Origin of the sequence: Streptococcus sp. 27098_8_76, from assembly GCF_041432315.1 — a bacterium.
Lineage (GTDB): Bacteria > Bacillota > Bacilli > Lactobacillales > Streptococcaceae > Streptococcus.
Genome location: NZ_JAPVZI010000006.1, coordinates 93,096 through 112,809, shown reverse-complemented (window position 1 = coordinate 112,809; position 19,714 = coordinate 93,096). Strand labels below are relative to the sequence as shown.

The 19,714-nt window shown below is 41.4% G+C and carries 21 protein-coding genes; 18 read left to right on the top strand and 3 right to left on the bottom strand.

The window, feature by feature from the left end:
* Positions 1-279 precede the first annotated feature (279 nt).
* Complete coding sequence (locus O3636_RS05825; RefSeq protein WP_371642165.1) at positions 280-2,124, bottom strand: APC family permease; 1,845 nt, start codon at positions 2,122-2,124, stop codon at positions 280-282.
* Positions 2,125-2,281: 157 nt separating this feature from the next.
* Between O3636_RS05825 and O3636_RS05820 the strand changes: the two genes are divergently transcribed.
* From O3636_RS05820 to O3636_RS05745, 16 genes are all read left to right on the top strand, one after another.
* A complete protein-coding gene (locus O3636_RS05820) occupies positions 2,282-3,052 on the top strand; it encodes a TatD family hydrolase (protein WP_371642163.1) in 771 nt (256 codons plus the stop codon).
* A gap of 2 nt (positions 3,053-3,054) precedes the next feature.
* On the top strand, positions 3,055-3,621 hold the full coding sequence (gene rnmV, locus O3636_RS05815; RefSeq protein WP_371642161.1) for a ribonuclease M5: 567 nt from the start codon (positions 3,055-3,057) through the stop codon (positions 3,619-3,621).
* 64 nt (positions 3,622-3,685) lie between these two features.
* Positions 3,686-4,558: a 16S rRNA (adenine(1518)-N(6)/adenine(1519)-N(6))-dimethyltransferase RsmA gene (gene rsmA, locus O3636_RS05810; RefSeq protein ID WP_371642159.1), complete on the top strand. Its 873-nt coding sequence runs from the start codon at positions 3,686-3,688 to the stop codon at positions 4,556-4,558.
* Position 4,559: 1 nt separating this feature from the next.
* The gene (rsgA, locus tag O3636_RS05805; RefSeq protein WP_371642157.1) at positions 4,560-5,438 is read left to right on the top strand and encodes a ribosome small subunit-dependent GTPase A; all 879 of its coding nucleotides are present in this window, start codon (positions 4,560-4,562) and stop codon (positions 5,436-5,438) included.
* Between the two features lie 10 nt (positions 5,439-5,448).
* The gene (rpe, locus tag O3636_RS05800; RefSeq protein WP_173212211.1) at positions 5,449-6,105 is read left to right on the top strand and encodes a ribulose-phosphate 3-epimerase; all 657 of its coding nucleotides are present in this window, start codon (positions 5,449-5,451) and stop codon (positions 6,103-6,105) included.
* The gene (locus O3636_RS05795) at positions 6,068-6,730 is read left to right on the top strand and encodes a thiamine diphosphokinase (RefSeq protein ID WP_371642155.1); all 663 of its coding nucleotides are present in this window, start codon (positions 6,068-6,070) and stop codon (positions 6,728-6,730) included. The genes rpe and O3636_RS05795 overlap by 38 nt, the downstream gene beginning before the upstream one ends.
* 1 nt (position 6,731) lies before the next feature.
* Positions 6,732-7,988, top strand: coding sequence for a DNA recombination protein RmuC (gene rmuC / locus O3636_RS05790; protein WP_371642153.1), 1,257 nt, complete (start codon positions 6,732-6,734; stop codon positions 7,986-7,988).
* Positions 7,978-8,919, top strand: coding sequence for a 3'-5' exoribonuclease YhaM family protein (locus O3636_RS05785; RefSeq protein WP_247932229.1), 942 nt, complete (start codon positions 7,978-7,980; stop codon positions 8,917-8,919). The genes rmuC and O3636_RS05785 overlap by 11 nt, the downstream gene beginning before the upstream one ends.
* Positions 8,920-9,184: 265 nt before the next feature.
* Entirely contained in the window at positions 9,185-10,012 is an 828-nt protein-coding gene (purR, locus tag O3636_RS05780) for a pur operon repressor (protein ID WP_004238844.1), read from the top strand.
* A gap of 66 nt (positions 10,013-10,078) precedes the next feature.
* Positions 10,079-11,329 (top strand): diaminopimelate decarboxylase, encoded by a 1,251-nt coding sequence (locus tag O3636_RS05775; RefSeq protein ID WP_371642151.1) that lies wholly within the window; start codon positions 10,079-10,081, stop codon positions 11,327-11,329.
* A 125-nt stretch (positions 11,330-11,454) separates the two neighbouring features.
* Positions 11,455-12,249 carry a pyruvate formate-lyase-activating protein gene (gene pflA, locus O3636_RS05770; RefSeq protein ID WP_001288289.1) on the top strand — a complete coding sequence of 265 codons (795 nt, stop codon included), beginning with the start codon at positions 11,455-11,457 and terminating at the stop codon, positions 12,247-12,249.
* Between the two features lie 320 nt (positions 12,250-12,569).
* Positions 12,570-13,280 carry an ABC transporter ATP-binding protein gene (locus tag O3636_RS05765; protein WP_371642148.1) on the top strand — a complete coding sequence of 237 codons (711 nt, stop codon included), beginning with the start codon at positions 12,570-12,572 and terminating at the stop codon, positions 13,278-13,280.
* A 1-nt stretch (position 13,281) separates the two neighbouring features.
* On the top strand, positions 13,282-14,067 hold the full coding sequence (locus tag O3636_RS05760; RefSeq protein ID WP_371642146.1) for an ABC transporter permease: 786 nt from the start codon (positions 13,282-13,284) through the stop codon (positions 14,065-14,067).
* Between the two features lies 1 nt (position 14,068).
* Positions 14,069-14,788 (top strand): ABC transporter permease, encoded by a 720-nt coding sequence (locus O3636_RS05755; RefSeq protein ID WP_371642144.1) that lies wholly within the window; start codon positions 14,069-14,071, stop codon positions 14,786-14,788.
* A 61-nt stretch (positions 14,789-14,849) separates the two neighbouring features.
* The gene (locus O3636_RS05750) at positions 14,850-15,536 is read left to right on the top strand and encodes a response regulator transcription factor (protein WP_000323582.1); all 687 of its coding nucleotides are present in this window, start codon (positions 14,850-14,852) and stop codon (positions 15,534-15,536) included.
* Positions 15,506-16,594, top strand: a complete 1,089-nt coding sequence (locus tag O3636_RS05745; RefSeq protein ID WP_371642142.1) for a sensor histidine kinase — start codon at positions 15,506-15,508, stop codon at positions 16,592-16,594. The genes O3636_RS05750 and O3636_RS05745 overlap by 31 nt, the downstream gene beginning before the upstream one ends.
* 221 nt (positions 16,595-16,815) lie before the next feature.
* Here the strand turns inward: O3636_RS05745 and yidC are convergent, their stop codons facing one another.
* Together yidC and O3636_RS05735 are read right to left on the bottom strand one after the other, a co-directional pair.
* Positions 16,816-17,742, bottom strand: a complete 927-nt coding sequence (gene yidC / locus O3636_RS05740) for a membrane protein insertase YidC (RefSeq protein WP_000835962.1) — start codon at positions 17,740-17,742, stop codon at positions 16,816-16,818.
* 77 nt (positions 17,743-17,819) lie between these two features.
* Positions 17,820-18,098, bottom strand: coding sequence for an acylphosphatase (locus O3636_RS05735; protein WP_001174612.1), 279 nt, complete (start codon positions 18,096-18,098; stop codon positions 17,820-17,822).
* Positions 18,099-18,131: 33 nt separating this feature from the next.
* Here O3636_RS05735 and O3636_RS05730 point away from each other — a divergent pair, with 33 nt between their 5' ends.
* Positions 18,132-18,872 (top strand): RNA methyltransferase, encoded by a 741-nt coding sequence (locus tag O3636_RS05730; RefSeq protein ID WP_173253734.1) that lies wholly within the window; start codon positions 18,132-18,134, stop codon positions 18,870-18,872.
* 54 nt (positions 18,873-18,926) lie between these two features.
* Positions 18,927-19,610, top strand: a complete 684-nt coding sequence (locus O3636_RS05725) for a Bax inhibitor-1/YccA family protein (protein ID WP_371642139.1) — start codon at positions 18,927-18,929, stop codon at positions 19,608-19,610.
* Positions 19,611-19,714: the final 104 nt, after the last annotated feature.

Sequence of the window (19,714 nt, the reverse complement as noted above, 5' to 3'; positions counted from 1 at the left end):
CGTCAGCGTTGCCTTACCGTAGGTATGTTACTGACTTCGTCAGTTCTATCTGCAACCTCAAAACAGTGTTTTGAGCTGACTTCGTCAGTTCTATCTGCAACCTCAAAACAGTGTTTTGAGCTGACTTCGTCAGTTTCATCTACGACCTCAAAGCAGTGCTTTGAGCAGCCTGCGGCTAGCTTCCTAGTTTGCTCTTTGATTTTCATTGAGTATAAGCATAGTGGCTGGATTCAGAAAAAGGCCTTACCAGACGCTTTTGATTCTGGTAGGGCCTTTTCTTTATTCTTTTAAGTGATAAGAGTAGCTAGCGACAACGACGTCTTGGTGCCAACGAAGGGCATATTTGAGTTTGAGACTCATCTGATTATGCAGGATATTTTGCCAAGGTTTATTAGGGATAAACTGGGGTACCAGGACAGTGACTGTATAGTTCTTTTTCTGGGCATCCTCAGAGATTCGTTTGACATACTTGACAGTAGGGGTGATGATGTCGCGGTAGCTGGTCTTGATATTTTTCAGAGTAATGGTTGGGAAGTAATCGGCAAATTCTTGGAGAATTTCTTGGTCTTTTTCTGCGGTTTCCTTGGTAGAAATATGCATGACTAGGACTTCGTCACCGATACTTTGAGCGTAGTTAATGGCTCCGACACTGACTCGGGTGACATTTCCTACTAGGACCAGAACCAGATTACCGTCATAAGTACGTTTTTCGACTCCTTCATAGAGTCGCAGTTGTTGGGCTACTTTTTGGTAATGACTGTGAATTGCCAAGAAGAGTAGGGTGAGTACGAGAATAATCGGGAAGAAAGGCCAGATATCACTGAGACGGAAAAAGAGCAGGATTAGCACGATAGCGTAGCAAATGATGGCTCCAAGGATATTGGCAAGGGCAGGTTTTAAGAAATTTGTCCCTTTTTCTTTTTTCCAATGGCGAATCATCCCAGTCTGAGATAGGGCGAAGGGCACGAAGACCCCGATAGTATAAAGAGGAATCAAGCGTTCTGTATTGCCATTAAAAATGAGAAGAAGAATCATAGCACCAAAAGCCAGAGTTAAAATTCCATTGGAGTAGCCTAGCCGGTCTCCTTTTTCCATAAAGAGATGGGGCATGTATTTGTTTTTAGCCATATTGTAAGCCAGCATAGGGAAGGCCGAAAAGCCAGTATTTGCAGCTACGGCCAAAATCAAGGCTGTGGAGAATTGGAATATATAATAGCCAAGGTGTCCTAAGAAGGAATTGCCAAGGATGCCTTGAGCCATCTGTGAAAGAATAGTTTCTCCGTGTTGAGGCATAATCCCCATCCAGTAGTTTAGGAAGGTAATGCCTGCAAAAAGAAAACCTAAAATCAGTGACATAATGGTCAAGGTTTGAGCGGCATTCTTTTCTTTTGGAGCCTTGAAAAAGGGAACGGCATTTGAAATAGCTTCAACTCCTGTCAGAGAGGCGGATCCGCTGGTAAAAGCTCTTAGAATGAGAACGATAGACAGGCTCGGAACAGCATGCCCAATAGGTGAAGTTGCCTGATAGCTGAGAGACCCTGTCATTAGTTGAAAGATTCCGTAGAGCAAGAGAAAGACAGTACTGATGATAAAGAGATAGACAGGAATCATCAGTGAACTGGCAGATTCTTTTAAGCCCCGTAAATTCAAGAGCATGAGCAAGCAAACTAGAAAAATGGAAATATGGAGGTTGTAAGGGTGTAGAGCAGGGAGAGCTGCTGTGATAGCGTCCGCTCCAGATGAAACAGATACCGCTACGGTCAGCATGTAGTCAACTAGCAGACTACCTCCAGCGATTAAGCCAAGTTCGGGAGATAGATTTTCTCGAGTAACCATATAGGCCCCTCCCCCTTGAGGGTAGGCATGGATGATTTGACGGTAGGAGACGGTCAGGCTAGCTAGGAGCAGGAGGACAAAGAGGCCGATAGGAAGGCTCCACCATATCGCAAGAGGAGAGAGACTAGCCAAGACGAGGACTACTTGCTCAGGCCCATAGGCAATGGAAGATAGAGCGTCGCTTGACAACATGGCCAAGGCCTGCATTTTTCCCAGTAGTCCCCCTTCGCCTTCAGTTAATGACTTAAGAGGACGACCGATAAAAGTCTGTTTTAATTTTGTAAACATGGTATTTTCCTTTTCTGAAAATTTCAATAAGTGCTATTATACTGCTTTGGAAAAAGAGCGTCAAGAGATGATAATGGGTTTTAGAATATTTTTTTCAGATGAGGAGAGAGGTCAGTTTTTTTGCTATAATAGTAGATAGAAAACGAGGTTAGAAGAGATGATTTTTGATACACATACACACTTGAATGTAGAAGAATTTGCAGGTCGTGAGGCAGAAGAAATTGCCTTGGCTGCTGAGATGGGTGTGACACAGATGAATATTGTTGGTTTTGATAAACCGACGATTGAGCGTGCCTTGGAGTTGGTAGATGAGTATGACCAGCTCTATGCGACTATCGGTTGGCATCCGACAGAAGCAGGGACTTACACAGAGGAAATTGAAGACTACTTGCTTGATAAGCTCAAGCATCCAAAGGTAGTTGCCTTGGGTGAGATTGGTTTGGATTATCATTGGATGACAGCGCCCAAAGAGGTGCAGGAGCAGGTTTTTCGCCGTCAGATTCAGCTATCTAAGGACTTGGATTTGCCTTTTGTTGTCCATACCCGTGATGCGCTGGAAGACACCTATGAGATTATCAAGAGTGAGGGAGTTGGTCCTCGTGGTGGTATCATGCATTCTTTCTCAGGGACTCTTGAATGGGCAGAGAAGTTTGTTGCGCTTGGCATGACCATTTCCTTCTCAGGAGTGGTGACTTTCAAGAAGGCAACTGACATCCAAGAAGCGGCTAAAGAGTTACCTTTGGACAAGATGTTGGTGGAAACGGATGCTCCTTACTTGGCTCCTGTTCCTAAACGGGGTCGTGAAAATAAAACAGCCTATACTCGCTATGTAGTGGACTTTATCGCTGGCTTGCGTGGGATGACGGCAGAAGAGCTAGCGGCGGTAACAACTGCAAATGCAGAGCGCATTTTTGGATTGGAAAGTTAATTATGAAAGAGAAAATTTCCCAAGTCATCGTGGTTGAAGGTCGCGATGATACGGCCAATCTCAAACGTTACTTCGATGTAGAGACCTATGAGACCCGAGGTTCTGCCATCAATGATCAGGATATAGAGCGGATTCAGCGTCTGCACCAACGTCATGGGGTCATTGTCTTTACAGACCCAGATTTTAATGGGGAGCGGATTCGTCGCATGATTATGACGGCCATTCCAACAGTTCAGCATGCCTTCCTCAAACGAGATGAAGCTGTTCCTAAGTCCAAAACCAAGGGGCGTTCTCTGGGAATCGAACATGCTGGCTATGAAGATTTGAAAATAGCTCTAGCTCAGGTAACAGAACAATTTGAACATGAGAGTCAGTTTGACATCAGTCGTAGCGACTTGATTAGCCTTGGTTTTCTAGCGGGAGCAGATAGCCGTAAGCGACGAGAATATCTAGGAGAGGCTCTCCGAATTGGCTATTCTAACGGCAAGCAACTCCTCAAGCGCTTAGAGTTGTTTGGGGTCACCTTGGCAGAAGTGGAAGAAGCTATGAAATCTTATGAGGATAGCTAAGCAGACACAAAATGTAAGGGGAATGTGTTACAATAGTAGTAACAGATAATAGAAAAGAGAATAGATGAGAATTGCAGATTATAGCGTGACCAAGGCAGTGCTGGAGCGTCACGGTTTTACCTTTAAAAAGTCCTTTGGGCAAAATTTTTTGACCGATACCAATATCCTTCAAAAAATCGTAGATACGGCTGAGATTGACGACCAGGTCAATGTCATTGAAATCGGGCCAGGGATTGGTGCTTTGACGGAGTTTCTGGCTGAGCGTGCAGCTCAAGTCATTGCTTTTGAGATTGACCACCGTTTGGTACCAATTTTGGCAGATACCCTGCGTGATTTTGATAATGTGACCGTGGTCAATGAGGACATTCTTAAAGTTGATTTGGCGCAATATATCCAGAATTTTAAAAATCCTGATTTGCCAATCAAGGTAGTGGCTAACTTACCCTACTACATCACGACGCCTATTCTCATGCACTTGATTGAAAGTGGCATTCCTTTTAGTGAGTTTGTCGTCATGATGCAAAAAGAGGTAGCTGACCGCATTTCCGCTCAACCGAATACCAAGGCTTATGGTAGCTTGTCGATTGCGGTTCAGTATTACATGACTGCCAAGGTTGCCTTCATCGTACCTCGTACGGTCTTTGTGCCAGCGCCAAACGTGGACTCAGCCATCTTGAAAATGGTGCGTCGTCCAGAGCCAGTTGTAGCAGTGGAAGACGAGAACTTCTTCTTTAAGGTTTCTAAGGCTAGTTTCACCCATCGCCGCAAGACCTTATGGAATAACTTGACAGGTTACTTTGGCAAGACTGAAGAGGTCAAGGACAAGCTGACCAAGGCTTTGGACCAAGCAGGCTTGTCACCAAGTGTACGTGGGGAAGCTCTCAGCTTGGAAGAGTTTGCCAGTCTAGCAGACGCACTTAAAGGGCAAGGACTCTAAGATGCAGGGACAAATCATTAAAGCCTTGGCTGGGTTCTATTATGTAGAGAGTGATGGCCAGGTCTATCAAACACGCGCGCGTGGGAATTTCCGTAAAAAAGGCCATACCCCTTACGTTGGGGACTGGGTAGATTTCTCTGCGGAGGAAAATTCAGAAGGCTATATTCTCAAAATTCACGAACGGAAAAACAGTCTGGTCCGTCCGCCTATTGTCAATATTGACCAAGCTGTGGTGATCATGTCTGTCAAGGAACCTGATTTTAACAGTAATTTACTGGATCGCTTCTTGCTTCTTTTGGAGCACAAGGGCATCCATCCCATCGTCTATATTTCCAAAATGGATTTGTTGGAAGATAGAGGGGAACTGGATTTTTACCAACAGACTTATGGTGACATCGGCTACGACTTTGTGACCAGTAAAGAAGAACTTTTGCCCTTGTTAACAGGCAAGGTTACGGTCTTTATGGGGCAGACAGGTGTTGGAAAATCAACTCTTCTCAATAAAATCGCACCAGACCTCAATCTTGAAACAGGAGAAATTTCAGACAGTCTGGGTCGCGGGCGCCACACTACTCGAGTAGTTAGTTTTTATAATCTCAATGGGGGTAAAATCGCAGATACACCAGGCTTTTCATCATTGGATTATGAAGTATCAACGGCGGAAGACCTCAATCAGGCCTTTCCAGAGATTGCTACTGTTAGCCGAGATTGTAAGTTCCGTACTTGTACCCATACCCATGAGCCGTCTTGTGCCGTCAAACCAGCTGTTGAAGAGGGTGTTATTGCAACTTTCCGTTTTGACAATTACCTGCAATTCCTTAGTGAAATTGAAAATCGTAGAGAAACCTATAAAAAAGTCAGCAAAAAAATTCCAAAATAAGGAGAAACCTATGTCTCAATACAAGATTGCTCCGTCAATTCTGGCAGCAGATTATGCCAACTTTGAACGTGAAATCAAACGTCTAGAAGCGACAGGGGCAGAATATGCCCATATTGATATTATGGACGGTCATTTTGTGCCACAAATCAGTTTTGGTGCGGGTGTGGTCGAGAGTCTTCGTCCTCACAGCAAGATGGTCTTTGACTGCCACTTGATGGTGTCAAATCCTGAGCATCATTTAGAAGACTTTGCGCGTGCGGGAGCAGATATCATCAGTATCCATGTAGAAGCAACGCCTCATATTCATGGCGCCCTCCAAAAAATTCGTTCACTCGGTGTCAAGCCATCAGTTGTCATCAATCCTGGTACGCCTGTTGGGGCGATTAAGCACGTTCTTCACCTAGTTGACCAAGTTTTAGTCATGACAGTTAACCCAGGCTTCGGTGGGCAAGCCTTTCTGCCTGAAACCATGGATAAGGTTCGTGAGTTGGTTGCACTTCGTAAGGAAAAAGGTTTGAACTTTGAGATTGAAGTCGATGGTGGGATTGATGATAAAACTATTGCTCTAGCCAAAGAAGCTGGTGCGACCGTTTTTGTAGCAGGTTCCTATGTCTTTAAGGGAGATGTCAATGAGCGAGTACAAACTCTCAGAAAACAACTGGACTAAGGTTGCCGTTTTTGCAGGCGGAGACCGTGGTCATTATCGGACGGACTTTGATGGTTTTGTTGGTGTGGATCGAGGCTCGCTCTGGGTCTTGGAAGAAGATTTGCCTCTTGCTCTAGCAGTCGGAGATTTTGATTCTGTGACGGAAGAAGAGCGACAGGTGATTCAAAAACGAGGCCAGCATTTTGTCCAAGCCCGACCAGAAAAAGATGATACAGATTTGGAATTGGCTCTCTTAACCATCTTTGAGCAAAATCCTCAGGCTGAGGTTACTATTTTTGGTGCTTTGGGTGGCCGTATTGATCACATGCTGGCCAATGTTTTTCTTCCTAGCAATCCTAAGTTGGCTCCCTATATGCGCCAGATAGCGATTGAAGATGGGCAAAATTTGATTGCCTATTGTCCAGAAGGGACCAGTCAGCTAGAACCCCGTTCAGACTACGACTACCTAGCCTTTATGCCAGTTCGGGATAGCCAGCTGACCATTCTCGGAGCCAAGTATGAGTTGACAGAGGAAAATTTTTTCTTTAAAAAAGTGTACGCTTCTAACGAATATATAGATAGGGAAGTTTCGGTGACTTGCCCAGATGGCTATGTGGTCGTGCTGCATAGCAAGGACAGGAGGTAGGATGGAAAGTTTACTTGTTCTATTATTAATTGCCAACCTAGCTGGCCTCTTTCTGATTTGGCAAAGGCAGGATAAGCAAGCCAAACATCTCAGCAAGAGCTTGGAGGATCAGGCAGATCACTTGTCAGACCAGTTGGATTACCGTTTTGAACAAGCTAGACAAGCTAGTCAGTTAGATCAAAAAGATTTGGAAGTGGCTGTCAGCGACCGCTTGCAAGAAGTGCGAATGGAATTGCACCAAGGTCTGACTCAGGTCCGTCAAGAAATGACAGATAATCTCTTGCAAACCAGAGACAAGACAGACCAACGCCTTCAAGCCTTGCAGGAATCAAATGAGCAACGTTTGGAACAAATGCGCCAGACAGTCGAGGAAAAGTTGGAAAAGACCTTACAGACGCGCTTGCAGGCTTCCTTTGAGACAGTTTCCAAGCAATTGGAGTCTGTCAATCGTGGTCTTGGAGAAATGCAGACTGTTGCCCGCGATGTCGGAGCTCTCAACAAGGTTCTATCTGGAACCAAGACGCGAGGGATTCTGGGAGAATTGCAACTGGGGCAAATCATCGAAGACATTATGACACCTGCCCAGTATGAACGAGAATACGCAACGGTTGAAAACTCTAGCGAGCGAGTGGAGTATGCCATCAAGCTTCCTGGGCAAGGCGACCAGGAATACGTCTATCTGCCAATTGACTCTAAGTTTCCACTGGCTGATTATTACCGATTGGAAGAAGCCTACGAAGCAGGTGACAAGGATGAAATCGAACGCTGTCGTAAGTCACTCTTAGCAAGCGTCAAGCGCTTTGCCAAGGATATCAGGAACAAGTACATAGCACCACCTCGGACAACCAATTTTGGAGTTTTGTTTGTTCCGACAGAAGGTCTCTACTCAGAAATTGTCCGCAATCCGGTCTTCTTTGATGATTTGAGACGGGAGGAGCAGATTATTGTCGCAGGTCCAAGTACCCTATCAGCCCTTCTTAACTCCCTATCAGTTGGCTTCAAAACTCTCAATATTCAAAATAGTGCCGACCATATCAGCAAGACTCTTGCCAGTGTCAAGACCGAGTTTGGCAAGTTTGGTGGCATTCTGGTCAAGGCACAAAAACATCTCCAACATGCTTCTGGCAATATTGATGAACTATTAAACCGTCGCACCACAGCTATCGAGCGGACGCTCCGTCACATTGAGTTATCAGAAGGTGAGCCTGCGCTTGATCTACTCCATTTCCAAGAAAATGAGGAAGAATATGAAGATTAGTCACATGAAAAAAGATGAGCTGTTTGAAGGATTTTACCTAATCAAATCAGCTGACCTGAGGCAAACTCGAGCTGGGAAAAACTACCTAGCCTTTACCTTCCAAGATGATAGTGGCGAGATTGATGGGAAGCTCTGGGATGCCCAACCTCATAACATTGAGGCCTTTACCGCAGGTAAGGTTGTCCACATGAAAGGGCGCCGAGAAGTTTATAACAACACCCCTCAAGTCAATCAAATTACTCTCCGCCTGCCTCAACCTGGCGAGCCCAATGACCCAGCTGATTTCAAGGTCAAGTCGCCAGTTGATGTCAAGGAAATCCGTGACTATATGTCGCAAATGATTTTCAAAATCGAAAATCCTGTTTGGCAACGGATTGTCCGAAATCTCTACACCAAGTACGACAAGGAATTTTACTCTTATCCAGCAGCCAAGACCAATCACCATGCCTTTGAAACGGGATTGGCCTATCATACGGCGACCATGGTGCGTTTGGCAGATGCCGTTAGCGAGATCTATCCTCAGCTCAATAAGAGTCTGCTCTATGCAGGAATTATGCTACATGACTTGGCTAAGGTCATTGAGTTGACGGGACCAGACCAAACTGAGTATACAGTGCGAGGCAATCTTCTTGGCCATATCGCTCTGATTGATAGTGAAATTACCAAGACAGTGATGGAACTCGGCATCGATGATACCAAGGAAGAAGTCGTTCTGCTTCGCCACGTCATCCTCAGTCACCACGGCTTACTTGAGTATGGAAGTCCAGTCCGTCCACGCATTATGGAGGCAGAGATTATCCATATGATTGACAATCTGGATGCTAGCATGATGATGATGTCAACAGCTCTGGCTCTGGTGGATAAGGGAGAGATGACCAATAAAATCTTCGCTATGGACAATCGTTCCTTCTATAAACCAGATTTAGATTAATAATTTAAGAAAAATGAGCATTTTTAGGATAAGAATGTTCGTTTTTTTATGTGAATATGGTATAATAAGTAAAAGACAAAAATGAATACTCTTCGAAAATCTCTTCAAACTAGGGTAGCATCGCCTTATCGTATGTATATATGTAGGTATATTACAGACTTTGTCAGTTCTATCGACAACCTCAAAACAGTGTTTTGAATCGCCAGCGACCAGCTTTCTAGTTTGCTTTTTGATTTTTTGAAGAAAAATAGAATGGGAAATAGAAATGAAATTAAGAAGAAGTGATCGGATGGTTGTCATTTCCAACTATTTGATTAATAATCCTTATAAACTAACTAGTCTCAATACTTTTGCTGAAAAGTATGAATCTGCTAAATCATCCATCTCAGAAGATATCGTCATTATCAAACGTGCCTTTGAGGAAATCGAAATCGGTCATATCCAGACAGTAACTGGTGCTGGTGGTGGTGTCATTTTCACACCATCAATCTCAAGCCATGATGCCAAGGAAATGGTTGAGGACTTGCGTGCCAAGTTGTCAGAAAGTGACCGTATCTTGCCAGGTGGCTATATCTACCTGTCTGATTTGCTTAGCACACCAGCTATCTTGAAAAATATTGGTCGCATTATTGCCAAGAGCTTTATGGACCAAAAAATTGATGCCGTTATGACCGTAGCGACTAAGGGTGTTCCACTTGCAAATGCAGTTGCTAATGTCCTCAATGTTCCTTTTGTTATTGTGCGCCGTGACCTGAAAATTACCGAAGGTTCAACTGTCAGCGTCAACTATGTATCAGGTTCAAGTGGTGACCGCATTGAGAAAATGTTCCTTTCAAAACGTAGTCTCAAGGCAGGTAGCCGTGTCTTGATTGTGGATGATTTCTTGAAAGGCGGCGGAACTGTCAATGGGATGATCAGCCTCTTGCGCGAGTTCGACTCAGAATTGGCAGGTGTAGCGGTCTTTGCGGATAATGCCCAAGAAGAACGTGAAAAGCAGTTTGACTACAAGTCACTCTTGAAGGTAACCAATATTGATGTCAAGAACCAAGCCATCGATGTTGAGGTTGGCAATATCTTTGACGAAGATAAATAAGAGATAGAACTAAAGGTTGGAACGATTGTCCCAGCCTTTCTTTGCAAATAGAATAGAAGGAAGATTATGAAAACACCATTTATTAATAAAGAAGACTTAGAAGCGATTGTTGCCGAGTTCCCAACTCCCTTCCACTTGTACGATGAGAAGGGGATTCGTGAGAAGGCAAGAGCTGTCAACCAAGCCTTTTCGTGGAACAAGGGCTTTAAGGAATATTTTGCAGTTAAGGCTACTCCCACACCAGCTATTTTGAAAATTCTTCAAGAGGAAGGTTGTGGAGTGGACTGCTCTAGTTATGTGGAGCTTTTGATGAGTCATAAACTGAATTTCCCTGGTTCTGAGATTATGTTCTCTTCAAACAACACGCCAGACAAGGAATACGCCTATGCGCGTGAATTGGGTGCGACCATTAACTTGGATGCCTTTGAAGATATTGAACATCTGGAGCGAGCAGCAGGCATTCCAGAAATCATCTCATGTCGTTATAATCCTGGAGGCGTTTTTGAACTGGGGACAGACATCATGGACAATCCTGGAGAAGCCAAGTTTGGCATGACCAAGGACCAGCTCTTTGAAGCTTTTGCTATCTTGAAGGAAAAAGGAGCCAAGACTTTTGGGATTCACTCCTTCCTAGCGTCCAATACCGTGACCCATCTCTATTATCCAGAGTTGGCGCGTCAGCTCTTTGAATTGGCTGTTGAAATCAAAGAAAAGTTGGGGATTTCGCTAGACTTTATCAATCTTTCTGGCGGTATTGGTGTCAATTATCGTCCTGACCAGGAGCCAAATGATATTGCCTTGATTGGTGAGGGAGTTCGTAAGGTGTATGAAGAGGTTCTTACGCCAGCAGGTCTTGGTCAGGTTAAGATTTATACCGAATTGGGTCGTTTTATGTTAGCCCCTCACGGTGCTTTGGTCACAAGAGTGACTCATAAGAAGGAAACCTACCGTACCTATCTGGGTGTGGATGCATCAGCAGTCAACCTTATGCGCCCAGCTATGTACGGAGCTTATCATCACATTACTAACGTGACCCATCCAGATGGACCAGCTGAAGTGGTAGATGTGGTTGGTTCACTCTGTGAAAACAATGATAAATTTGCAGTGAATCGCGAACTGCCTCATACAGAAATCGGTGATTTGCTGGTAATTCATGATACAGGTGCTCACGGTTTTTCAATGGGCTACCAGTACAACGCCAAACTTCGTTCTGCGGAAATCCTTTATACTGAAGAAGGTAAAGCCCGTCAAATCCGCCGTGCAGAGCGCCCTGAGGACTATTTTGCAACCTTGTATGGCTTTGATTTTGAAGAATAAAATGATAAGTAATTGAAAATGAAATTGAAAAACAGATTGCTTTCTAAAAAATAGGCAAAAATCTTGTTTTTCCTTCAAGTCGTGATATAATAAAACTATAAAACGTTTTCAAGGAAGGTAACGATATGTCTGAAGAAACAATTGATTATGGACAAGTGACAGGAATGGTGCATTCGACAGAAAGCTTTGGGTCAGTAGATGGGCCTGGTATTCGCTTTATTGTCTTTTTGCAGGGCTGTCACATGCGTTGCCAGTATTGCCACAACCCGGACACTTGGGCTATGGAGTCCAATAAGTCACGTGAACGGACGGTAGATGATGTTTTGACAGAGGCCTTGCGCTACCGCGGTTTCTGGGGAAATAAGGGCGGTATTACAGTCAGTGGAGGAGAAGCCCTCTTGCAGATTGATTTCTTGATTGCCCTCTTTACCAAGGCTAAGGAACAAGGAATCCACTGTACCTTGGATACCTGTGCCCTTCCTTTCCGTAATAAACCACGTTACCTTGAGAAGTTTGACAAACTCATGGCTGTCACTGACTTGGTCCTCTTGGATATCAAGGAAATCAACGAAGAACAGCACAAGATTGTTACTAGCCAAACCAATAAAAATATCTTGGCTTGTGCCCAGTATCTATCAGATATTGGAAAACCTGTCTGGATTCGCCACGTGCTAGTTCCAGGTTTGACAGATAGAGACGATGACTTGATTGAACTTGGTAAGTTCGTTAAGACCCTCAAAAATGTTGATAAGTTTGAAATTCTGCCTTATCACACTATGGGTGAGTTCAAATGGCGTGAATTGGGAATCCCATATTCCCTCGAAGGGGTCAAACCACCAACAGCAGATCGCGTCAAGAACGCTAAACAACTCATGGATACCGAAAGTTACCAAGACTATATGAAACGTGTACATGGATAAAAAAGAAGCCTGATGGAAACATCGGGCTTTTAAGTTTACACAAATCTAGATAATTAAATGAAACAAAATTTTATACTCTTCGAAAATCTCTTCAAACCACGTCAGCATCGCCTTACCGTAGGTATGGTTACTGACTTCGTCAGTTCTATCCACAACCTCAAAACACTGTTTTGAGCAGCTTGTGGCTAGTTTCCTAGTTTGCTCTTTGATTTTCATTGACTATAAATCTTTTTTACTCTCTAAATTCTGAAAAAAATCCGAAAAAGAATGTGTAAGATATAGTCACTTTTAGAAATATTAAATAGAATAGGAGAACATCTATGGAACAAAGTATTGACATTAAAAATTTATGTAAGTCATATGGGCAAACTCAAATTTTAAAAGATATTTCTTTTGAAGCAAAAGCAGGTAGAGTGACTGCTTTCCTGGGTCCAAATGGAGCTGGAAAAAGTTCAACCTTACGTATTTTATTAGGATTAGACAAAGCAACATCTGGTTTTACCAAAATTGGAGATCAAACTTATAAGGAATTAAAATTTCCTCTAAAGATTGTAGGAGCTTCATTTGACAGTGTAGGAGCTCCTGATGATCGGACTGTTTATCAACATTTGAAAATTGTTGCTGCTAGTAATGGGATATCCAGTCAGCGAATTGAGCAAGTCTTGGATATGGTGGATATTAGTCATAAGAAAAAATCTAAAATTGGGAAATTATCATTAGGAGAAGGACAACGCTTGGGAATTGCAACAGCTCTATTAGGAAATCCTCAATATCTGATATTGGATGAACCGACTAATGGGTTGGATCCAAGAGGAATTCGGTGGTTTAGAGAATTTATAAAAAAACAAGCTCAAGAAGGGAAGACAGTCTTGCTATCATCTCATATATTATCGGAAGTGGAAGCAGTAACAGATGATGTAGTTATCATAAATAAAGGAAAAGTTCTTATAAAAGGGACTTTACCAGAAGTGATGAAAAATCTTTCTTCACTAGAAGAAGTCTTCTTTAGTTTAACAGAAGGAGGAAAGTGACATGGCACTTATTTACTCTCTTCATTCTGAAATATTGAAATTACTTTATAAGAGAGCTACTCATGTTGTACTATTCTTGATACTGATATTTCAAACGTTTTTAGCAAATATTGGTGCTTCTCAAATTGTTTCAGTTGGTATCCATGCTACACCAGAGACAAATCCAGAATTAGCAGAAGCTATACCTCCTATTGAATTTTTAGGTTTTGATGTCACTTTATTTGGTGTTTTTATTATGATTATCCTAGGCTCAATTTACGGAGCCGAGGAGTATAGATACTCTGCTATTCGTACAAGCCTCCTCTCTATTACAAATCGAAGTTCTTTCTTAGTTTCAAAAACATTAGTTTGGCTTGTGTTTTCATTTTTCATTTCCTTTCTATCGATATTCCTTACGATTAACATGACACATTATGTTTTAGGACAAGATGGCTTATTACTTTTTTCACTAAATGGGACAGTTTGGTTCTATATATTTTTAGCCAGTATAGCTTGGACCTTGTTGGGACTGCTGGCCTATATTATGGCTTTGACATTTAAAACAGCCATTGTTCCTCTATTATTTTTGCTTCCTCAAGTCTACAATTTAGGAACATTCTTAGCAAACTATATCTCAGCTGCAAAATTTCTTCCAGTTGCACTGGGGCAAGGATTGATTGCTACATCTCCTCGAATTTTAGAGCATAATAGTTTACAACATATTTTATTTTTACTTTGTTGGAACTTCTCATTCTTGGCTTTAGCAATTTATCGCTTACTTAAGTCAGATATTGGAGGAGGTGAATAAGTTGAAAGAGCAACTTAAAAGTGAGTATCTCAAGTTTATGATGAATCCTTGGCACTGGTTGATTATAGGTGCTCTATTACTGTGTGTTCCGGCGATGGTTGTTTTTTTAAATAGTAAGCCAGACCAGTTGACTCTACAGTTTGTTTTGGAACAGCTACTGCAAAGTCTCTATTTAGGACAGGCAGGTTTCATTAGTCTAGCAGTCCTATTTATAGGTCAAGAATTTACAGGTTCTAGCTTTCGTACCAGTTTTCTTACATGTCCAAACCGTTTGAAATTTATAATATCTAAACTAGCTATTATATTATGTATTGAAATTATCCTATTGGTAGCTGTAATATCATTATGTATACTACTCGCCCAAGGATACTACAATATCAATCTTTTGAGTAATATTAAACATGTTCTAACAATTCTATTTCCAGCTTGTATTTCTATTCTAACCTTCTCTCTTTTAAGTGGTATTTTTGTATTTATTTCCCAGTCTTTTATCTTAATTTTGGGAAGCAGTTTATCCCTTTTATTGGGGTTGGGACAAATGTTACTACAATTCAGTTCTTTTTTTAGAAATTTACCATTACTAGCTAGTATGAATTGTTTTTATACCCATCCCTTGTCGCTTTATTATCCAGTGTGGCAAGGTTTAGGGATACAAATAGTTTGGTTATTAATTGTTTTTGTATTTGCTACATTGATACTTATAGGAAAAAATGTACGCTAAAGACAGGGGCTATCCTGTCTTTTTCTCAGTTAGTGCTATAATATATTCAGGAGGGTGAGTTATGGCTTATAAAATTTTGGTGGTAGATGATGATCTTGCTATTCTTCGCCTAATAAAAAAAGTACTAGAATATGAAAAATATGAAGTAGTCATACGAAATAAGATAGAAGAGATTGATCTTTGTGATTTTACAGGATTTGACTTGATTTTATTAGATATTATGATGCCTGTTAGTGGTTTAGAAATCTGTCAGATGATTCGCGAGCAGATAACTGTTCCTATCTGTTTTATAACTGCCAAGGATATGGATGAAGATTTAGTAGCTGGAATCAATGCAGGTGCTGATGATTATATTATGAAGCCCTTTAGTATGCAAGAACTGTTAGCACGTGTTAAAATGCACTTGCGTCGTGAAGAACGGACTAAAGGAAATGTTCATCAAATAAAGATTGGGAAGCTTATACTATATACGGATAGTAAGGAACTATTTGTAAACGATGATAAGATTGCTCTGACAAGGAGGGAATTTGACATAGTGAATCTTTTGGCAAGCAACCCAAGTAAAATATATTCTATTGAGGAAATTTATAATTATCTATATCCACAAAGTTCAGAAGCTCTTTTACGTTCGGTTTCAGAGTACATTTATCAAATTCGTCAAAAGCTGAAACCTTATCAATTAAATCCAATTAAAACCTTGTACGGTGGAGGATATCAATGGGTAGAATCAAAAGTTTTAGACAATTAATTCGAGAAACCTGTTGGAGAATTATTTGGCAATTTAGTCTTGGCTTACTAATGGCCTATCTTATTCCTTTAGCTTCAGTATCTATACAAATAAATGAAGACGGGAAAACTTTAAACAATAGTGGTGTTCTATCAATCTTTTTTAATGTGTCATCATGGATATATATTTGTGTTTTATTGATTATTCTAATAAGTTATCACATTGGAAAATTGTTGAAAAAACTGAGTTATGAAATGACTTTGATTTATGAAAATAGTATGTGGGTGAAGAGGGAATGTACAGAAAGTTTAACGGTCAAAGAATTTCGTGAGACAGGAAATCGGATTATTGTGATGCAAGATAGAATTCGACAATTAATAGTTGATGAGAAACAGCAGAAAGAAGATTTGATGTTTCAGGTTTCAGCAGCTTCTCATGATTTAAAAACTCCCTTAACCATTATTAGGGGAAATGTGGAATTTTTGCAGACGATAACTGAAAACGACCAATCTCAAGAATGCTTAGCAGATATAGAAAGAGCTAGTCAACAGTTACTAGATTATTTCAATCAATTGATCCACTATTCTAAAACCTATTATGATGATGAGACAGGTTGGACGGAGTATTCCTCTTCAGATTTTATCAATGAATTAGAGAAAGAAGTCTCTTTTTTGATAAAAAATCAGATGAAGTTTTCTTTTGAACAAAATGTGAAAGGAACTGAAAACTATTATATAAATCCATCTCTTCTGATTCGTGCCATACAAAATATTTTAACAAATGCTTTGGAGTATGCAGATAAACAGAATCCTAAAATTAAAATTAGGGTAGAGCAAGAGGCGAAAGAATTGAAAATAGGTATATGGAATAATGGTTCGGAATTTCCAGATGAAATTTTAACTAATTTTGGGAAGCTCTTTTATCGTATGGATAAAGCTAGATCGGTTAAAGAGCAACATTATGGTATTGGACTTAGTTTTGTATGTAGAGTTGCAAAACTACATAAAGGCAGGGTTGAACTTAGAAATAGAGACGCGGGAGCAGAAGTTTTAATAACTGTGAATTGTATTAAATCATAGTCATGCGTAGACTGTTCATTTATGGGACAGTTTTTTAAACGCTGTCAGTGTCATATCTTTCTAAGATTCTTACTGACTACATAGATTTCATATGGCAAAGCAAGTCTTTGGCTAACTTTGTAAAGCTTCGGTGGGTACGTTTTGATTTTTAATGAAGTGTCATTCTGACTATTTTTGATATTGCAAAAAAGACTTAGCAAACTAGCTAAGCCTTTTTCTTCTTATCTCGAACGTTGTTTTCCAGCGTTGCGATTTTTGTGTTTTTTCTTGCTTGTGATAGCAGTTGGTTGTTCAGGAGTAACGTCTTTTCGTCCATTTGGTGTTGAGAAAGAACGTGCTTTTGGTGGGTTCTTGGCTAGTTCTTCACGGACTTTTTTGCGAAGTTTTGGACGAACGATATAGTTGACGATAAACTGTTGGAGAATCATCATGAAACCACCGACAACCCAGTAAAGTGTGACACTGGCTGGTGAGATGAGGGAGAAGCCGGCAATCATGACTGGGCTCACGTAAGCCATTTTCTTGATTTGATCTCTTTGCGTTTCATCTTCTACTCCGTGAAGTGAAAGGAGTGATTGAAGATAGTAAAGGACACCAGCGCAGGCAGCTAAAATCATACTTGGAGAGCCTAGAGGAATTCCTAGGTAACTTGCTTGAGCAACACCTTCAGTATATTGGGCAGCAAAGTAAATTGCAGAGAAGAAAGGCATTTGAAGGAGGATAGGGAAACATCCTACACCACCAAACATGCTGATGCCGTGTTCTTTTTGAGCGGCAAAGAGAGCTTGTTGGGCTTCGAGTTTTTCTTCTTGAGTAGTAGCTTCCTTGAGACGAGTTTGATGTGGCTCAAGGACGTGCTTGAGGGCGTTCATCTTTTCAGAGTGAAGCGTTGCCTTCCATGATTGGTAGATACCAAGTGGCAAGATAATCAAGCGCACGATAATGGTTACGATGATGATAGCGACACCAAAGCCTAGACCTTGATCAGTAGCGAAGTACTTGATAGCTTCAGCCATAGGCGCTCCGATAGTATTCCAAATAAATCCTATTGGCTTTCCTGTGGCTTTATCGACGCTAACACAGCCAGTCAAGACAAGCAACATAGCCACTCCCATAGCCGAGAGTGCAAAACGTTTAATAGATTTCACTGTTTTTATTCCTTCTTTAAAAATTATACCTTTCTATTCTACTGTTTTTTTGCAAAATATACAATAGTTCTAGAGACCTAATTTGCGATTTTAAAGTCAGGGTAAGGAGGAAAGTTACTTAGTTTGACATCTAAGTAGCTGACTTTTGAAAAAGGAGTTGGTCCTTTTCGAATTTCTTGGATAAATTTCGCCATGATAGCAGATGAGTCTGCTTGGGCTAAGATTTCGACTGTGCCATCGTCGTTATTCCATACCCGACCTGTGATGCCACCAATTTCAAGTGCCAAGCTGTAAACACCCCAACGAAAGCCGACTCCCTGCACCCTGCCTTGGGCAATCATTCTAACCTTTTGCATACCAAACCCCTTTGATTGTGTTATAATATTTCTATGACTATTATAACCTCAAAAGCCAATTCTGTGGTAAAAAATGCCAAGAAATTACATCAAAAAAAATACCGCAAGTCTGCCTATTTAATTGAAGGCTGGCACTTGTTTGAAGAAGCTGTCCAAGCTGGAGTGATGATTGAGAAAATCTTTGCCCTAGAAAATTACCGAGATCAGTTAGCTGCTTTTCCGCAAACTGTCTGGGTGTCAGAGGATATTTTGCTAGATTTGGCGGATTCTCAGACTCCACAGGGAATTGTTGCGGTGGTTCAAAAAGAAGAAGTAGGGCAAGCTGACTTTAGTCAGGGCAAGTTCTTGTTTTTGGAAGATGTGCAAGATCCTGGTAATGTGGGAACTATCATTCGGACTGCGGATGCAGCAGGTTTTACTGGAGTAATTGTTTCAGATAAATCGGCAGATATTTACAGTCTCAAGACTCTACGTTCCATGCAAGGCAGTCATTTTCATCTGCCTATTTACCGGATGTCTAGTCAAAGGCTTCTCGAGGGAGCTAAAGACGCAGGTATCTCAGTGCTGGCAACAACCCTATCTAAAGATTCTGTTGATTACAGGGAACTGCCTCCTATAGAAAATTTTGTACTAGTCATGGGAAATGAGGGGCAAGGAATTAGTCCCCTCATGGCTGAAAGTGCAGATCAATTGGTCCATATTAGCATGAAGGGTAAGGCAGAGAGTTTGAATGTTGCCGTTGCAGCAGGTATCTTGATTTTCCATTTAAGCTAATTTTAACTTTCTTTGTTATAATCAAGGAAAGACATTCATAGAAAAGGAGAAAAGATGAATCACACTATTATTCACGACCGCGCAGGTCTCAATCAATTTTACGCTAAAGTCTATGCCTTTGTTGGTCTAGGAATCGGACTATCCGCTTTGGTATCAGGCCTTATGTTGACGGTCTTTCAGTCTCAGCTGGTTTACTTTTTGATTCAGGGGCGTCTCTGGTTGACCATTGCAACCTTTGCGGAGCTAGCTCTGGTCTTTGTTGCCAGCAGTATGGCTTCAAAGAATAGTCCAGCGGCTCTTCCAGTATTTTTACTTTACTCCGTTTTAAACGGCTTTACCCTCAGTTTTGTGGTGGCTTTCTATACTCCAGGTACCGTTTTATCTGCCTTTGTATCAAGCGCCCTTCTCTTTTTTGTCATGGCGGCAGTCGGTATGTTCACCAAGAAGGATTTGAGTGGGATTGGTCGAGCGATGATGGCAGCGCTTATCGGTTTGCTGATTGCTATGATAGTCAATATTTTCTTGGCTAGTGGCTTCTTTGATTATATGATCAGCGTAGCCATGGTCTTGGTCTTCTCAGGGCTGATTGCTTGGGACAACCAAAGGATTCGCCTTGCCTATGAACAATCACAAGGTCGTGTAGCGACAGGTTGGGTTGTGTCAATGGCTCTCAGTATTTATCTTGATTTTATCAATCTTTTCCTAAGTATTCTACGTATCTTCGGTCGTAATGACTAAAGGTCTATGAAATCAGTGTTTTGAATGACACTGATTTTTTTTTAAAATTTCTCTTTTCTTTTCTTGGAAATAGGTGTATAATGCTTTTAATTAATTTTTTGAGG

Excerpts from the sequence above, each read along its gene's own strand:
- rsgA (WP_371642157.1), top strand. The coding sequence starts at position 4,560 with ATGCAGGGACAAATCATTAAAGCCTTGGCTGGGTTCTATTATGTAGAG.
- rpe (WP_173212211.1), top strand. The coding sequence starts at position 5,449 with ATGTCTCAATACAAGATTGCTCCGTCAATTCTGGCAGCAGATTATGCC.
- O3636_RS05725 (WP_371642139.1), top strand. The coding sequence starts at position 18,927 with ATGAATCACACTATTATTCACGACCGCGCAGGTCTCAATCAATTTTAC.
- O3636_RS05820 (WP_371642163.1), top strand. The coding sequence starts at position 2,282 with ATGATTTTTGATACACATACACACTTGAATGTAGAAGAATTTGCAGGT.
- O3636_RS05795 (WP_371642155.1), top strand. The coding sequence starts at position 6,068 with ATGAGCGAGTACAAACTCTCAGAAAACAACTGGACTAAGGTTGCCGTT.
- O3636_RS05750 (WP_000323582.1), top strand. The coding sequence starts at position 14,850 with ATGGCTTATAAAATTTTGGTGGTAGATGATGATCTTGCTATTCTTCGC.
- O3636_RS05760 (WP_371642146.1), top strand. The coding sequence starts at position 13,282 with ATGGCACTTATTTACTCTCTTCATTCTGAAATATTGAAATTACTTTAT.
- O3636_RS05775 (WP_371642151.1), top strand. The coding sequence starts at position 10,079 with ATGAAAACACCATTTATTAATAAAGAAGACTTAGAAGCGATTGTTGCC.
- pflA (WP_001288289.1), top strand. The coding sequence starts at position 11,455 with ATGTCTGAAGAAACAATTGATTATGGACAAGTGACAGGAATGGTGCAT.
- O3636_RS05825 (WP_371642165.1), bottom strand. The coding sequence starts at position 2,124 with ATGTTTACAAAATTAAAACAGACTTTTATCGGTCGTCCTCTTAAGTCA.
- purR (WP_004238844.1), top strand. The coding sequence starts at position 9,185 with ATGAAATTAAGAAGAAGTGATCGGATGGTTGTCATTTCCAACTATTTG.
- O3636_RS05735 (WP_001174612.1), bottom strand. The coding sequence starts at position 18,098 with ATGCAAAAGGTTAGAATGATTGCCCAAGGCAGGGTGCAGGGAGTCGGC.
- O3636_RS05765 (WP_371642148.1), top strand. The coding sequence starts at position 12,570 with ATGGAACAAAGTATTGACATTAAAAATTTATGTAAGTCATATGGGCAA.
- rsmA (WP_371642159.1), top strand. The coding sequence starts at position 3,686 with ATGAGAATTGCAGATTATAGCGTGACCAAGGCAGTGCTGGAGCGTCAC.
- O3636_RS05745 (WP_371642142.1), top strand. The coding sequence starts at position 15,506 with ATGGGTAGAATCAAAAGTTTTAGACAATTAATTCGAGAAACCTGTTGG.
- O3636_RS05730 (WP_173253734.1), top strand. The coding sequence starts at position 18,132 with ATGACTATTATAACCTCAAAAGCCAATTCTGTGGTAAAAAATGCCAAG.
- rmuC (WP_371642153.1), top strand. The coding sequence starts at position 6,732 with ATGGAAAGTTTACTTGTTCTATTATTAATTGCCAACCTAGCTGGCCTC.
- O3636_RS05785 (WP_247932229.1), top strand. The coding sequence starts at position 7,978 with ATGAAGATTAGTCACATGAAAAAAGATGAGCTGTTTGAAGGATTTTAC.
- rnmV (WP_371642161.1), top strand. The coding sequence starts at position 3,055 with ATGAAAGAGAAAATTTCCCAAGTCATCGTGGTTGAAGGTCGCGATGAT.